General features: G+C 71.5%; 12 protein-coding genes. 10 read left to right on the forward strand and 2 right to left on the reverse strand.

Annotated features, from left to right (window positions below; all coding sequences use genetic code 11):
• The first annotated feature begins 41 nt into the window (after positions 1–41).
• The 5 genes from ABT381_RS10485 to ABT381_RS10505 all read left to right on the forward strand — a co-directional run bounded on the left by ABT381_RS10485 (position 42) and on the right by ABT381_RS10505 (position 6,564).
• Positions 42–584 carry an SLATT domain-containing protein gene (locus tag ABT381_RS10485; protein ID WP_351590762.1) on the forward strand — a complete coding sequence of 181 codons (543 nt, stop codon included), beginning with the start codon at positions 42–44 and terminating at the stop codon, positions 582–584.
• A gap of 8 nt (positions 585–592) precedes the next feature.
• On the forward strand, positions 593–1,462 hold the full coding sequence (locus ABT381_RS10490) for an SMODS domain-containing nucleotidyltransferase (protein ID WP_351590765.1): 870 nt from the start codon (positions 593–595) through the stop codon (positions 1,460–1,462).
• Between the two features lie 278 nt (positions 1,463–1,740).
• Positions 1,741–2,661 carry an oxygenase MpaB family protein gene (locus ABT381_RS10495; protein WP_351590768.1) on the forward strand — a complete coding sequence of 307 codons (921 nt, stop codon included), beginning with the start codon at positions 1,741–1,743 and terminating at the stop codon, positions 2,659–2,661.
• 28 nt (positions 2,662–2,689) lie between these two features.
• A complete protein-coding gene (locus ABT381_RS10500) occupies positions 2,690–4,879 on the forward strand; it encodes a serine/threonine-protein kinase (protein ID WP_351590771.1) in 2,190 nt (729 codons plus the stop codon).
• 131 nt (positions 4,880–5,010) lie between these two features.
• A complete protein-coding gene (locus ABT381_RS10505) occupies positions 5,011–6,564 on the forward strand; it encodes a phytoene desaturase family protein (RefSeq protein ID WP_351590774.1) in 1,554 nt (517 codons plus the stop codon).
• A 62-nt stretch (positions 6,565–6,626) separates the two neighbouring features.
• Here the strand turns inward: ABT381_RS10505 and ABT381_RS10510 are convergent, their stop codons facing one another.
• Positions 6,627–7,358 (reverse strand): HAD family hydrolase, encoded by a 732-nt coding sequence (locus tag ABT381_RS10510; RefSeq protein WP_351590777.1) that lies wholly within the window; start codon positions 7,356–7,358, stop codon positions 6,627–6,629.
• 88 nt (positions 7,359–7,446) lie between these two features.
• On the opposite strand from ABT381_RS10510, the gene ABT381_RS10515 reads away from it, so the two are divergent.
• The 4 genes from ABT381_RS10515 (at position 7,447) to ABT381_RS10530 (ending at position 12,835) form a co-directional block, all read left to right on the forward strand.
• Complete coding sequence (locus ABT381_RS10515; protein WP_351590780.1) at positions 7,447–8,550, forward strand: NAD(P)H-dependent flavin oxidoreductase; 1,104 nt, start codon at positions 7,447–7,449, stop codon at positions 8,548–8,550.
• Positions 8,551–8,572: 22 nt separating this feature from the next.
• Positions 8,573–10,123: an acyl-CoA synthetase gene (locus ABT381_RS10520; RefSeq protein WP_351590783.1), complete on the forward strand. Its 1,551-nt coding sequence runs from the start codon at positions 8,573–8,575 to the stop codon at positions 10,121–10,123.
• 159 nt (positions 10,124–10,282) lie between these two features.
• Positions 10,283–11,818 carry a fatty acyl-CoA synthetase gene (locus tag ABT381_RS10525; RefSeq protein WP_351590786.1) on the forward strand — a complete coding sequence of 512 codons (1,536 nt, stop codon included), beginning with the start codon at positions 10,283–10,285 and terminating at the stop codon, positions 11,816–11,818.
• Positions 11,819–12,034: 216 nt separating this feature from the next.
• Entirely contained in the window at positions 12,035–12,835 is an 801-nt protein-coding gene (locus ABT381_RS10530; protein WP_351590789.1) for a VOC family protein, read from the forward strand.
• A 68-nt stretch (positions 12,836–12,903) separates the two neighbouring features.
• Here the strand turns inward: ABT381_RS10530 and paaK are convergent, their stop codons facing one another.
• Positions 12,904–14,232, reverse strand: a complete 1,329-nt coding sequence (gene paaK / locus ABT381_RS10535) for a phenylacetate--CoA ligase PaaK (RefSeq protein ID WP_351590792.1) — start codon at positions 14,230–14,232, stop codon at positions 12,904–12,906.
• A gap of 193 nt (positions 14,233–14,425) precedes the next feature.
• Between paaK and ABT381_RS10540 the strand changes: the two genes are divergently transcribed.
• Positions 14,426–15,124, forward strand: a complete 699-nt coding sequence (locus ABT381_RS10540) for an alpha/beta fold hydrolase (RefSeq protein WP_351590794.1) — start codon at positions 14,426–14,428, stop codon at positions 15,122–15,124.
• The last annotated feature ends 271 nt before the right edge of the window (positions 15,125–15,395 follow it).

The following is a 15,395-nucleotide window of genomic DNA, read 5'->3' on the forward strand; positions in this document are numbered from 1 at the left end:
TCAGGCGCCCATTGTCAGTGCTGACTCGTACCTTGGTGCGTATGGCAGAACCTGACAGCACGACGGATTCCGCTCGCCGGAGCGCGATCGAGGCCGAGTTGAGACGGCTTGAAGAAAGCGCTCTGTACAGCGGGCAGATGCAGTTCGAGATGACCAAGCAGTGGCGCGGCATCAACCTCTGGCTCGGCCTGCCCGCGAGCGGGTTGGCGGCTATCTCGGGCACCGTCGCTCTCGTCTCGGCCACGGGACGGGTAGCAGCTGGTGTTATCGCTCTCGTGGCGTCCGGCTTCGGCGCCGTCCTCACCACGGTTAACGCCTCGCACCGGATGAACCAGGCCGCGGCGTCCGCCAACTCCTATCTCGAGATTCAGACCGCGGCTCGCCAGACCAGGGAAGTCGACCTGCCGTACTTGGCCATTGATGAGGCACGGCAGGTACTGGCCGAGATCACAACGCGGCGGGATGAGCAGAACAAGACTGCTGAGCCGCCGAACAGACGGGCCTACAAGAAGGCCCGCCGCAACATCGGCAGCGGTGGACAGACCTATGCCGTCGACGAGACGACAACACCGACAGGACGGTAGAACACGCGATGGCATTCTCGGTATCCCAGAGCTTCGACATCTTCCTGGAACGACTGACACCTTTGCAGAGTGAGCGGGACGCCAAGGCGCGGCATCGACGCAGCGTCGAAATCTCACTGACGAACTCTGCCCGGTTCAGCGTCCAGCTCTTCCGCGAGTCTGGTTCGTTCGGGCACGGAACCGGTGTCCGCAATCACTGCGATGTCGACCTGCTTGTCAGTATGAGTGCGAACCGGCCCACGTCCGAGACCGCCCTGCTCTGGGTGAAGGAGACGTTGCAGACCAGTTTCCCGACCACCGTCGTACAGATCCGGCGCCCCACCGTCGCCGTCATGTTCGCCGACGGGGCGGAGAAGTGGGAGATCCTTCCCGGCTTTCGTACCTCACCCGCGGATCGCACACCGGTCTATGACATTCCCGAGCCGACCAGCGGATGGATGAGTTCCGCTCCTACTGCGCACCTGGAGTACGTCAACGAGATCAACCAGCGCGATGGCATCCGCGGCGGCGCGAAGAGGTTGGCCCGGCTCGCCAAAGCCTGGAAGTACTTCAACACGGTACCGGTCTCCTCGTTCTACCTGGAGATGCGCGCAGCCCAGTACATGGAGGTGCAGACCTCCTTCCGGCCCCTTGTCCACCTTTGTGGCTACTTTGAATGGCTGGACAAGATTCAGTTGGCGGACATGAACGACCCGAAGGGGGAGGCGAGTCGGTTCACCGCGTGCTCTGGCACGGCGACGCGGGCGAGCACCTTGTCGAAGCTACACACTGCTGCGACGCGGGCTCGAAAGGCCCTCGATGTCGAACAGGCAGGGAATATTTCTTCGGCCTTCGAGTACTTGAGCCTGCTGTTTAATGGCCGGTTCCCCAGACGTTGACTGTGACTCCGCCTCCGCAGCCTGGCTCCGCGCACATCAGCCGGGGCGACACGAAGATGCACCCCAGCCTTCTCTCTTCTCCGCCTCCAGCCCGTATCGAACGTGCATGCCTCGAGGCGGAGTCGCGGAGGGAACCAGCTGTCGTGTACCAATGTGCCAACTAAATCGCCTAGTCCAGGGCGAAAGCTGCTGAATCTAGTTGACATAACCGCAGGTCAGGAACGTGCCAAAGTGTCAATTACCGAGCCTGGTCACACACGGCGGAGGGCGGTACGGCGATGGCGTACGAGGACCGCGCGGCGGATCCCGGCCTCTACGGTCCGGACTCGGTGACCTGGCAGCTGCACGGCGATCCCGTGATGTGGATCGCCGGTGTCCGGGCGCTGTACCTCCAGGCGCTGCACCCGAGGGCGGTGCGCGGCGTCATGCAGAACAGCGACTTCCGCAAGGACGCCTGGGGGCGGCTGATGCGTACCGCGGGCTTCGTCGGCACCACCACCTTCGGGACGACCGAGGCCGCCGAGCGGGCCGGTGCCGCGGTTCGCCGCATCCACCGCGCGTTGTCCGTCACCGACCCCGCCACCGGGGAGCGGTATCCGGTCGACGAGCCGCGGCTGCTCCTGTGGGTGCACTGCGCCGAGATCGACTCCTACCTGGAGGTCGTCCGCCGTTCCGGCCATCCCGCGGCCGACGCCCTTCAAGGGGCCGTGGGTGACGCGTACATACGGGAGAACCGCACCGCCGCCCGCCTGGTGGGGCTCGATCCGGCCACCGTGCCCGCGGACCGTGCCCAGCTTGCCGCGTACTTCGAAGGGGTGCGGTCCGAGCTGGCCGCCACCCCGGAGGCGGCGGCCGTCGACGACTTCCTGCGGCGCCCGCCGGCGCCCCTCCCGCTGGTCCCCGTACGCGCGCTGCTGTGGCGGCGGGTGGCCTCGCTGGCGTACGAGGCGCTCCCTCCGTACGCGCACGAGCTGTACGGCAGGCCGGTGCCGCCCCCTGCGGCCGTCGACCGGCGGCTGCGCGCCGCCGGACGCGTACTGCGGGCGGTCCCGCCGACCGTGCGCTGGCAGCTGCCGCCGAAGCACATCCTGCGTGCGGTGGCCAGACTCGGACCCGGCACCCGCCCGTCGGCCTACAAGCTGTGCCGCCCGGCCGCCATACTGAGGGCTCACGGTGCTCAGGGGGAGCCACAGGAGTGACGACGGGGACGGGGGGCGGCAGCAGGCGATGGGGGAAAGCAGGCTGATCCACGGCCGTTACCGGCTGATCGATCTGATCGGGCGCGGGGGGATGGGCGAGGTGTGGCGGGCCCGGGACGAGTCCCTGGGCCGCCAGGTCGCGGTGAAGTGCCTCAAGCCGCTGGGGCAGCAGCAGGACCCGTCGTTCATGCGGGTGCTGCGCGAGCGGTTCCGGCGCGAGGCGCGGGTGGCCGCCGGCCTGCAGCACCGCGGCATCACCGTCGTGCACGACTTCGGCGAGGACGACGGCATTCTGTACATCGTCATGGAGCTGCTGGACGGGCGCAATCTCAGCCAGCTTCTGGAGGACAACCGCCAGGACCCGCTGCCCGTGCCGGACTTCGTCGACATCGCCGACCAGGTGTCGGCGGCGCTCGCGTATACGCACGAGCAAGCGGTCGTGCACCGGGATCTGAAGCCCGCGAACATCGTCCGGATAGCGGACGGCACGGTGAAGATCTGCGACTTCGGCATCGCCCGGCTCGGCCACGACATCGGCTTCACCGCCCGCCTCACCGGCACCGGCGTCGCCATGGGCACCCCGCATTACATGTCGCCCGAACAGATCGCGGGCGGCACCATCGACCACCGCAGCGACCTGTACTCGCTGGGCTGCGTGCTGTACGAACTGGCCACTGGTGTCCCGCCGTTCGAATTCGACGACGCCTGGGCCGTGCTCGTCGGCCACCGCGACACCGCGCCCGAACCGCTCCGCAAGCGCCGTCCCGACCTCCCCGAGCCCTACGAGCGCATCGTCCTGGACCTGCTCGCCAAGGACCCCGACGACCGCCCGCGCGACGCCGCTGAACTGGGCAAGCGCATCGCCACCGCCCGCGCCCCGCAGTCGGCCGCCGCCTCCGGGCTGCCCGCCTGGACCGCCGGCATGCGGATCGGGGCCGGCGCGCGGCCGGCCCGCGCGCCCCGCACGCCGTCCCGCGGCGCCGTCGGCGAGCTCACCGGCTCCTGGACCGCCGGCTTCGAGCCGCGCCGAACGGAGAGCACCCCGCCCGCCAGGGAACGCCCCACCCCCTCGCCCGCGACGCTCGCCGCGCTCGCCGGCCGGCACAACGCCGGGCTGAGCCTGGGCCGGCTCGGCCGGTGGGAGGAGGCGGGCGAGGTGCATCGCGCGGTCGCCGCCGAACGGGAACACGTGCTCGGGCCCGACCACCGCGACACCCTCGCCAGCCGCTTCGAAGTGGCCTTCACGCTCTCGCGCTCGGGCCGCTTCGCCGACGCGCTGCGCGAGTACGAGGCGGTCGCCGCGGGCCGCGAGCGGGCGCTCGGCCCCGAACACGCCGACACGCTCGCGGCGCGCCAGGAGACCGCGTACGTACTCGGCCGGCTGGGCCGCCACTTCGAGGCGCACCAGGTCTACACGGCGGTACTGGCGGCCCGTGACCGCACCATGGGCGCCGATCACCCCGACACCCTGCGCTGCCGCCACAACCTCGCCTTCAACCTCAGCCGCCTCGGCCGGCTGGAGGACTCCTACGAGATGGCGCGGGAGGTCGCCGCGGCACGCGCCCGGGTGCTCGGCGAGCGCCACCCCGACACCCTTGTGACGCGCTGCGAGGTGGCCTACACGCTCGGCCGACTGGGCCGCTGGCCCGAGGCGCTGCGCACCTACCGGGAAGTGGCGGCGGCGCGCGCCCAGGCGCTCGGCCCCGACCACCCCGACACGCTCGCCGCGACCTACGAGGTCGGCATAAGCCTCGGCCGGCTCGGCCGCAGCGCGGAGGCCCTGGAGCTCTACCGCGACCTGGTGGCGACCCGTACGGAGGCGCAGGGACCGGAGGACCCGGAGACGCTGCGCGCCCGGCACGGCCTCGGCGTCAACCTCGGGCGGCTCGGGCGCTGGGAGGAGGCGCTGGCCGAGGCGCGCGAGGTGTGTGCGCTGCGCGAGAAGGTGCTCGGCGCCGACCACCCGGACACGCTCGTCAGCCGCCGCGAGGTGGCGGTGGGGCTGGGCTGGCTGACCCGCTGGGCCGAGGCGCTGTCCGTGTACCGGGGGGTCGCCGAGGCCCGCGAGCGGGTGTTCGGGCCCGACCACCCCGACGCGCTGGCCAGCCGCACCGACGAGGCGCACTGCCTGGAACAGCTCGGCCGCTCCGCCGAGGCGGTCGGCCTGTACCGCAGGGTGGCGGCGCTGCGACAGCAGCGGGGGACGCAGGGGCACTGAGGGGTACGGATGGCGCCCGAGCTGTTGCTGGGGCTGATCGATCGAGCATGGAAGTGACCGTTCCCGGTCGACACTGACCGGAGGAGTACCGACCTCTGGCCGGTACTGATCGCTCCGTGCTACCAAGAGACATGCCGGAACGGACGTCCTATGACGTGATCATTGTCGGCGGCGGGCACAACGGTCTCGTCGCCGCCGCCTATCTCGCCCGCGCCGGGCGCAGCGTGCTCGTACTGGAACGGCTCGGCCACACCGGTGGCGCCGCCGTCTCCACCAGGGCCTTCGCCGGGATCGACGCCCGGCTCTCCCGCTACTCCTACCTCGTCAGCCTGCTGCCCCCGAAGATCGTGCAGGACCTGGGGCTGCGCTTCGCCGTCCGCAAACGCACCGTCTCCTCGTACACGCCCGCCGACCGCGACGGCCGCCCCGGCGGGCTCCTCGTGGGCGGCGGCCCGGCCCGTACTCGTGCCGCGTTCGAGGCGCTGACCGGCTCGGACCGCGAGTACGAGGCGTGGGAACGCTTCTACGGGACCACCGCCCGGCTCGCCGAACGCGTCTTCCCCACCCTCACCGAACCGCTCCCCACCCGCGCCGAGCTGCGCGCCCGGATCGACGACGAGGACGCCTGGCAGGCGCTGTTCGAGCGGCCGGTGGGCGAGACGATCGAGAAGACCTTCGCCGACGACCTCGTGCGCGGCGTGGTCCTGACCGACGCCCTGATCGGCACGTTCGCCTCAGCGCACGATGAATCCCTGCGCCAGAACCGCTGCTTCCTGTACCACGTCATCGGCGGCGGCACCGGCGACTGGGACGTGCCGCTCGGCGGCATGGGCGCGCTCACCGACGCGCTGGCCCGCGCCGCCCGGCAGGCGGGCGCCGAGATCGCCACCGGGCACGAGGTGACGGGACTGGCCACCGACGGGACGACGGCCGAAGTGACGTGCGCGCAGGGTACGTTCGCCGCCCGCCACGTCCTGGTGAACGCCGCCCCGCAGACGCTCGCCGCGCTCCTCGGGGAGCAGCCGCCCGAGCCGCCCGAAGGCGCCCAGCTCAAGGTCAACATGCTGCTGACGCGGCTGCCCCGGCTGCGGGACGAGACCGTCGACCCGCGGGAGGCGTTCTCCGGCACCTTCCACATCGCCGAGGGTTACGAGCAGTTGGAGACCGCCTACCAGCAGGCCGCGGCCGGCGAACTGCCCGCCGCGCCGCCCAGCGAGATCTACTGCCACTCCCTCACCGACCCCTCCATCCTCGCCCCCGACCTGGTGCGCCAGGGCTACCAGACCCTCACCCTGTTCGGCCTGCACACCCCGGCGCGGCTCTTCGCTGCAGACAACGACGCGGCCCGGGAACGCCTCCTGCGAGCCACCGTCGAACAGCTCGACGCGCACCTCGCCGAGCCGCTGGCCGACTGCCTGGCCCACGACGCCGACGGCCGCCCCTGCATCGAGGCGAAGTCCCCGCTCGACCTGGAACGCGACCTCCGCCTCCCGGGCGGCAACATCTTCCACGGCGACCTGTCCTTCCCGTACGCGGACGACCCCACGGACGACACCCCCGCCGCCCGCTGGGGCGTCGCCACCGCACACCCCAACGTCCTCCTGTGCGGCGCAGGCGCCCCCCGAGGCGGCGGCGTCAGCGGCATCCCGGGCCACAACGCGGCGATGGCGGTACTGGAGGGCTGAGCCCGAAGGCGCGGCGGTGGCCTACGGGGCTGACGGGCTGAACACGAAGGTGCGGCGGTGGCCTACGGGTGGGGCGCGAGCGCCAGCCTCAGTACCGCGTCCAGCCCGCGGACGGCCCCCGGGGCGGCACCGGCCGGCAGCACGTACGACCGCAGGCCGCTGCCCGCCGCGCCGCCGTCCTTGGCGGGGTGGTCGCCCACCATCAGCGTCTCGGCGGGAGCGGCGCCCAGCTGCCGGCAGGCGTGCGCGAACAGCGCCGGATCGGGCTTCTCCGTGTCGTACTCGTAGGAGTGCACCCACGCGGAGAAGTACCGGTCGAGCCCGTGGTACGCGAAGGTGGGGCGCAGGTCCCAGCCGACGTCACTGACCACCCCGAGCGCGATGCCGCGCTCCGTGAGGGCGTCCAGCGTCTCCGCCGCGTCCGCGTACGGGCGCCAGTGCTCCGGCGACCGCAGCTGCTCGTACAGCGCCTCCGCGACCGGCACGAGGCCCGGCACGGACGCGTACCACGTCGTGAACGCGTGCCGATGGGCCGCGGCCGAGACATCCCGGCCCCGCTGAGCCGCCACGACATCGGGCTGCGCGAGCCCGGTCTCCAGGCCCGTCAGCAGGGCGTCCATCGCCGCCTCGCTCACGGGGGAGCCGATGGCGGCACGTATGCGGTCGGCGTACGACGCGATCTGGAAGAGCGTGCCGGAGAAGTCGAAGAGCACGGCGCGGACGGGGGAGGGGCGCGGCGGGCCCTCCACGGTGCGCAGCGGGCCCTCGGGGCCGCATATGGGAAGTGGGCTCATGGGAGGGATCTTCCTCCGGTGGCCATAAAACTGACGTGGTGTCAGAAAATCTCTTCCCTCGTGCGGCGCGCTGCGGCATCCTGCGCGCATGCAGACGGAGTTGAGCAGCACACTGGGTGTCGAGCACGCCGTCTTCGGGTTCACGCCGTTCCCCGCCGTGGCCGCGGCGATCTCCCGGGCCGGCGGGTTCGGCGTGCTCGGCGCGGTGCGGTACACGGCCGCCGACGACCTCGCGCGTGACCTGGACTGGATGCAGGAGCACACCGGCGGCCTGCCGTACGGCCTGGACGTCGTGATGCCCGCGAAGAAGGTCGAGGGCGTCACCGAGGCGGACATCGAGGCGATGATCCCGGCCGCGCATCGCCAGTACGTCGAGGAAACGCTCGCCAAACACGGCGTGCCCCCGCTTCCCGAGGGCGCGGCGCCCGGGTGGCGGATCACCGGCTGGATGGAGCAGGTCGCCCGCTCCCAGCTGGACGTCGCCTTCGACTACCCGATCAAACTGCTGGCCAACGCACTGGGTTCGCCGCCCGCCGACATCGTTCAACGAGCCCACGATCACGGCATTCTCGTCGCCGCGCTGGCCGGCAGCCCCCGGCACGCCCGGCACCATCAGGAGGCCGGGATCGACATCGTCGTCGCGCAGGGATACGAGGCGGGCGGGCACACCGGTGAGATTGCCACGATGGTGCTGACCCCCGAGGTCGTGCGCGCCGTCGACCCGCTCCCCGTACTGGCCGCGGGCGGCATCGGCACCGGCGAACAGGTCGCCGCCGGCCTCGCCCTCGGTGCGCAGGGCGTCTGGCTCGGCTCGGTCTGGCTGACCACCGAAGAGGCCGAGCTGCACTCACCGCGGCTGACGCAGAAGCTGCTGGCCGCCGGGCCCGGTGACACCGTCCGCTCGCGCGCCCTCACCGGCAAGCCCGCGCGCCAGCTCCGTACGGAGTGGACCGACGCCTGGGACGACCCGACGGGCCCGGGCCCGCTGCCCATGCCCCTGCAGGGCCTGCTGGTCGCCGACGCGCTGTCGCGCATCCAGAAGTACGAGACGGAGCCGCTGCTCGGCACCCCCGTCGGCCAGATCGTCGGACAAATGAACAACACCCGCAGCGTGCAGGCCGTCTTCGACGACCTCACCCGCGGCTTCGAACGCGCCATCGACCGCATCAACCGGATCGCGGGTCGCGTCTGATCCGCCCGAAGGGAGCTCGGCCATGTCGCAACCCCCCAACGGCTTCTGGGCCCAGGCCGCCGCGGACCCGGACCGCACGGTCCTGATCGCGACGGACGGCGAGGAATGGACCGCGGGCCGGCTGCTCGCCGCGTGCAACCGGCTCGTCCACGGGCTGCGCGCCGCGGGCCTCGACCGCGGCGACGCGTTCGCCGCCGTACTGCCCAACGGTGTCGAGTTCTTCACCGCCTACCTGGCGGCCGCGCAGGCGGGTTTCTACCTCGTACCCGTCAACCACCATCTCGTCGGCCCGGAGATCGCCTGGATCGTGGCCGACTCCGGGGCGAAGGTCCTGATCGCGCACGAGCGGTTCGCCGACGCGGCGCGCGCCGCCGCGGACGAGGCCGGAATGCCCGCTGAGCGCCGCTACGCGGTCGGCACGGCCGCCGGCTTCCGCCCGTACCCGGAACTCCTCGCCGGACAGCCGGAGACGGCTCCTGAGGGCCGCACGCTCGGCTGGGTCATGAACTACACCTCGGGCACCACCGGCCGCCCGCGCGGCATCCGCCGCCCGCTGCCCGGCAAGCTCCCCGAGGAGACCCACCTCGGCGGCTTCCTCGGCATCTTCGGCATCAAACCGTTCGACGACAACGTGCACCTGGTGTGCTCGCCGCTGTACCACACCGCCGTCCTGCAATTCTCCGCCGCCGCCCTGCACATCGGCCACCGGCTCGTCCTGATGGACCGCTGGACACCCGAAGAGATGCTGCGCCTCATCGACACCTACAGGTGCACGCACACCCACATGGTGCCCACCCAGTTCCACCGACTGCTGGCCCTACCGGAGGAGACCAGGAACCGGTACGACGTCTCCTCGATGCGGCACGCCATCCACGGCGCCGCGCCCTGCCCCGACCACGTCAAACGCGCCATGATCGACTGGTGGGGGAGGTGCGTGGAGGAGTACTACGCGGCCAGCGAGGGCGGCGGCGCGTTCGCCACCGCCGAGGACTGGCTCAAGAAGCCCGGCACGGTCGGCAGGCCCTGGCCCATCAGCGAACTGGCGGTCTTCGACGACGACGGCCGCCGCCTCCCGGCCGGCGAGCTGGGCACCGTCTACATGAAGATGGCCACCGGCGGCTTCCGCTACCACAAGGACGACGGCAAGACCGAACAGAACCGCATCGGCGACTTCTTCACCGTCGGCGACCTCGGCTACCTCGACGAGGACGGCTACCTCTTCCTCCGCGACCGCAAGATCGACATGATCATCTCCGGCGGCGTCAACATCTACCCCGCCGAGATCGAGGCCGCGCTGCTCGGCCACCCCGCCGTCGCCGACGCCGCCGCCTTCGGCATCCCGCACGACGACTGGGGCGAGGAGGTCAAGGCCGTCGTCGAACCGGCGGACGGCCGCGTACCGGACGACGCGCTGGCCGCCGACATCCTGGCCCACTGCGCCACCCGGCTGGCCGGCTACAAGCTCCCCAAGAGCGTCGACTTCATCGCCGCCATGCCGCGCGACCCGAACGGCAAGCTCTACAAGAGGCGGCTGCGCGCGCCGTACTGGGAGGGCCGCGAACGCGCGCTCTGAGGCGCGGCGCGGCATCGCCCTCTGAGACGCGGCACCGCGTCTGAGGCACGCCGCGGCGACGCCCTCTGAGGCGCGGCGCGGTGGCTGTGGTCCCGGGGGCCGCCGCGTCCCGGTGCCGCCTCCCTTGACCCGGGCGGAGGCTGGGCACAGGATCGCGCCATGGCAGGAGTGCGGAGCAGTACGGTCGACGGAATGCTGCGGCGGAGCGCGCGGCGGGTGCCGGAGCGCACGGCGGTGCGGTACGCCGAACGGTCCTGGACCTATCGGGCACTGGACGAGGCGGTCACCGCCGCGGCCCGGCTGCTCCTCGGGGAGGGACTGCACCCCGGCGACCGGGTCGGATCGTACGGGCACAACTCCGACGCCTATCTGATCGGATTCCTCGCCTGCGCCCGCGCCGGCCTCGTCCACGTCCCCATCAACCACCACCTCACCGGCGACGACCTCCAGTACATCGTCGAACAATCCGGCAGTTCTCTGGTCCTCACCGACCCGGCGCTCGCGCACGAACTCCCGGACGGCGTACGGGCCCTGCCGCTCCGTGACGCCGACGACGCGCTGCTCGCCCGGCTGGCACGGCTGCGCACGGACCCCGCGGGTCTCGCCGCCCTCCCACCGCTCGCGGACGTCGACGCCGAAGCCCTCGCGCAGCTGCTCTACACCTCCGGCACCACCGCGCTCCCCAAGGGCGCGATGATGACCCACCGCGCGCTCGTGCACGAGTACGTCAGCGCCATCACCGCGCTCGACCTGGCCGAAACCGACCGGCCGCTGCACTCGCTCCCGCTCTACCACTCCGCCCAGATGCACGTCTTCCTGCTGCCCTACCTGGCCGTGGGCGCGCAGAACACCATCCTGGACGCGCCGGCGGCCGACACGATCTTCGAACTGGTGGGCGCGGGGCGCGCGGACAGCCTCTTCGCGCCGCCCACGGTGTGGATCGGCCTCTCCCATCACCCCGATTTCGCCGCCCGCGATCTCACCGGGCTGCGCAAGGCGTACTACGGCGCGTCGATCATGCCGGTGCCGGTACTGGAACGGCTCCGCGGCCGCCTCCCCGGCCTCGCCTTCTACAACTGCTTCGGGCAGAGCGAGATCGGCCCGCTGGCCACCGTGCTGGGACCGGGCGAGCACGCGGGGCGGATGGACTCCTGCGGGCGGCCCGTGCTCTTCGTGGAGGCGCGGGTGGTCGACGAGGAGGGCCGGGACGTGCCCGACGGCACAGCGGGCGAGGTCGTCTACCGCTCCCCGCAGCTGTGCGAGGGGTACTGGGAGAAGCCGGAGGAGACCGCCGCGGCCTTCAGAGACGGCTGGTTCCGCTCCGGAGACCTCGCCGTACGGGACTCCGAGGGGTACCTCACGGTCGTCGACCGGGTGAAGGACGTCATCAACTCCGGCGGCGTACTGGTCGCTTCCCGGCAGGTCGAGGACGTGCTGTACGAACACCCGAAGGTCGCCGAGGTCGCGGTGATCGGGCTGCCGGACGACCGGTGGATCGAGGCGGTGACGGCGGTGGTCGTACCGAAGGAGGACGCGGGCGACCTCGGCGAGCAGGAACTGATCGACGCCGCCCGCACCCGGCTGCCGGCCTTCAAGGCGCCCAAGCGGGTCGTCTTCGTGCCCGAGCTGCCGCGCAACGCCAGCGGCAAGATCCTCAAGCGGGAGCTGCGGGAGCGGTTCGGCCGCCGCCGCTGAGCGGTCGCCGCTGAGCGGCCGCCGGGACGGCGCGGCCGTCCGGCGGCATGCCGCCTGACCTGCGGCGACGTGTCGCTGCGGGGCGACTGTCAGTGGTGCCTGCCATGCTGAGGACAGCTCAGAAAAATGGGTGGTGCGGTCCGTACTCGGCCGGCGGACGGACACCGTCATGACAGCAGTTCACCACGCTTCGCCTCACACCCGAAGGATCTGCTCATGCTCTCGACCAAGTACGAACCGGGCGCGCCGAACTGGCTCGACCTCGGCGTCCCCGACGTGGACGCGGCCGTCGCCTTCTACAGCGAGGTGTTCGGCTGGACCTTCGAGTCCGCCGGACCGGACGCCGGCGGCTACGGCTTCTTCCGGCTGGACGGCAGGATCGTCGCCGCGATCGGCCCGCTGGTCGAGGAGGGCGCCAGCCCCTCCTGGACGGTGTACTTCCACACGCCGGACGCGGACGGCACGGCCAAGGCGGTGGAGACGGCCGGCGGCACGGTCCGCGCCGAGCCGATGGACGTCTTCACGGCCGGCCGGCTGGCAGCGTTCACCGACCCCGACGGCGCCGACTTCGCGGTCTGGCAGCCCGGCGACACGAAGGGGCTGGAGGCCGTGATGGAGGCCAACACCCTGTGCTGGACCGAGCTGTACACCACGGACAGCGCCAGGTCCAAGGACTTCTACCGCTCGGTCTTCTCCTGGCAGTACCAGGACCTGCCGATGGGCGAGGCGGGCGCGTACACCATCGTCGTCCCGGCGGGCGTCGCGGCCTCGCCCGCGTTCGGCCAGGGCGGCATCATGCAGCTGCCCCAGGAGCACCGCGAGCGCGGCTCCACCTCCGAGTGGCACCCGTACTTCGGCGTGGACGACTGCGACGCGACGGCCGCGGCGGCGACCGAGCGCGGCGCGGTCGCCCTCATCCCGCCGGTGGACGCGGAGGGAGTCGGCCGCCTGGCGATGTTCCGCGACCCGTACGGCGCCACGTTCGCCATCATCAAGGGGGAACCGCCTACTGGCTGAGGGAGAGCCCCAGGAAGGGTGGGGTCAGGCGTCGGAAGAGGCCAAGTCAGGCGTCGGGGCAGACCAGGTCACGTGTCCCGGAGGTCGACGATGCGCTTGATCTTGCCGACCGAGCGCTCCAGCGTCTCCGGGGCGACGATCTCGACCGCCACGGTGACCCCGATGCCGTCCTTCACGGCGCGGGCGATCCGTTCCACCGCGGCCGTGCGCTGCTCGGGGGACGCGCCGGGGCGGGCCTCGGCACGTACGGTCAGCTCGTCCAGCCGGGCCTCACGGGTCAGCCGCAGCTGGAAGTGCGGCGCGATCCCCGGGGTGCGGAGCACGATCTCCTCGATCTGGGCGGGGAAGAGGTTCACCCCGCGCAGGATGATCATGTCGTCGCAGCGCCCGGTGACCTTGGCCATCCGGCGGAAGGCGGGGCGCGCGGTGCCCGGCAGCAGCCGGGTGAGGTCGCGCGTCCGGTAGCGGACGACCGGCATGGCCTCCTTGGTGAGGGAGGTGAACACCAGCTCGCCTTCCTCACCCTCCGGAAGCACCGCGCCGGTGACCGGGTCGACGATCTCGGGGAAGAAGTGGTCCTCCCACACGTGCAGCCCGTCCTTGGTCTCCACGCACTCCTGCGCGACGCCGGGCCCCATCACCTCGGACAGGCCATAGATGTCGACCGCGTGGATGGCCGTCCGCTCCTCGATCTCGCGGCGCATCTCCTCGGTCCACGGCTCGGCACCGAAGACGCCCACCTGGAGGGAGGTCGTCCGCGGATCGACGCCCTGTCGCTCGAACTCGTCCAGAAGGGTGAGCATGTAGGACGGGGTCACCATGATGATCTCGGGCCGGAAGTCCTGGATGAGCTGTACCTGACGAGCCGTCATGCCGCCGGACGCCGGAATGACCGTGCAGCCCAGCCGCTCGGCACCGTAGTGCGCGCCGAGCCCGCCGGTGAACAGCCCGTATCCGTACGCCACGTGCACCTTGTGGCCGGGCCGGGCGCCGGCGGCACGCAGCGACCGGGCCACCACATCGGCCCAGACGGACAGGTCGTGCTCGGTGTAACCGACGACGGTCGGGCGGCCCGTGGTCCCACTGGACGCGTGGATGCGCCGTACGGCGGACTGCGGTACCGTGAACATTCCGAAGGGATAGTCGGCGCGCAGGTCGTCCTTGCAGGTGAAGGGGAAGTGCGCGAGGTCGGCGAGGGTACGGCAGTCCTCGGGCTGCACGCCGGCCTTGTCGAACGAGGCGCGGTGGAACGGCACGTGGTCGTACGCGTGCCGCAGTGTGGCCCGCAGCCGTTCGAGCTGGAGTGCCCGGAGCTCCTCGCGCGTCAGCCGCTCAGCATCGTCGTACGCCTTCGTGACGTCGTACGTGCTCGTCTCCGTCTCCGTCGCCGTCTTCACCCTCGTGACGTCGTACGTCTCCGTAGCCTTCGGCCTGTCCGGCGTTCCTGCCATCCGCATGCACCGCCCGTGTCCCGTACCGGTCGCCCGGACGCCGACCGATCATTCGGTGGCCGGTGTCGGAATCAAGTAATCAGCGGGCGGCGAACACGTCAAGGGTCTCGAAGCGTGCCGCCACGGGTACCTTCGGCCCATGGCGGATGTACAGAAGGTGCAGGTGGACGGGGTCGAGCTGGCGTACCGGGCGTGGGGCGAGGCGGACGCGCCCCCGGCCGTACTGCTGCACTGCCTCGGCGAGGACGGTGAGGACTGGCGCGGGGTGGTCGGCCAGCTGGCGACCACCCACCGGGTGTACGCGCTGGACCTGCGGGGGCACGGGCAGAGCGACTGGCCCGGCGAGTACGGCTTCGAGCGGTGGCGGGACGACGCGATCGGCTTCCTCCGCGAGCTGCGACTCGGCGAGGTCACGTTGATCGGCCACTCCCTGGGCGCGGTGGCGGCGCTGTTGCTGGCCGCCGAACGGCCCGAGTTGGTGGCGCGGCTCGTCCTGGAGGAGGCGGCGCCGCCGCTGCCCGCCGACCCGCCGCAGGAGGTACCGGAAGCGCCGGCCGGCCCGGCGGCGTTCGACTGGGCGGCGAAGGCGGCGGTGGTGGCGGAGCGGAACGCGCCGGATCCGCGCTGGTGGGACGGCCTCCCGCGAATCACCGCGCCGACGCTGGTGATCGGCGGCGGCGCCGACAGCCACATCCGGCAGGAGGACCTCGCCCGCATGGCGGAGCTGATCCCGCACGCCGAACTGGTCACGATCGACGGCGCCGGCCACCTCGTCCACGAGGAGCGCCCGCGCGAATTCCTCGAAGCGGTACAGGGGTTCCTGGCACGCGAGGGCTGACGGCCGGTGGCCGTACCGACCGTTGATCAAGTACAACAACGAGTACAACATCGAGTACAACAAGACCGATCAAGATCGAAAAAACAGAGAACAGCAGAGAACAGCAGAGAAGAACAGAGAAGAGAAGGGCACTCCGTGCGCATCAGCACTTCCCTCCGCGGCGCGGTGACCGTGGCCGCCGCCGCGGCCGTCCTGTTCACCGGAGCGCCCGGCGCGGTCGCGGCCCCGCAGGCCCACGCCGCTCCGTCCGCCGCGCAACCGGGCCGGGCTG

Origin of the sequence: Streptomyces sp. NPDC000151 (genome assembly GCF_040301705.1) — a bacterium.
Lineage (GTDB): Bacteria > Actinomycetota > Actinomycetes > Streptomycetales > Streptomycetaceae > Streptomyces.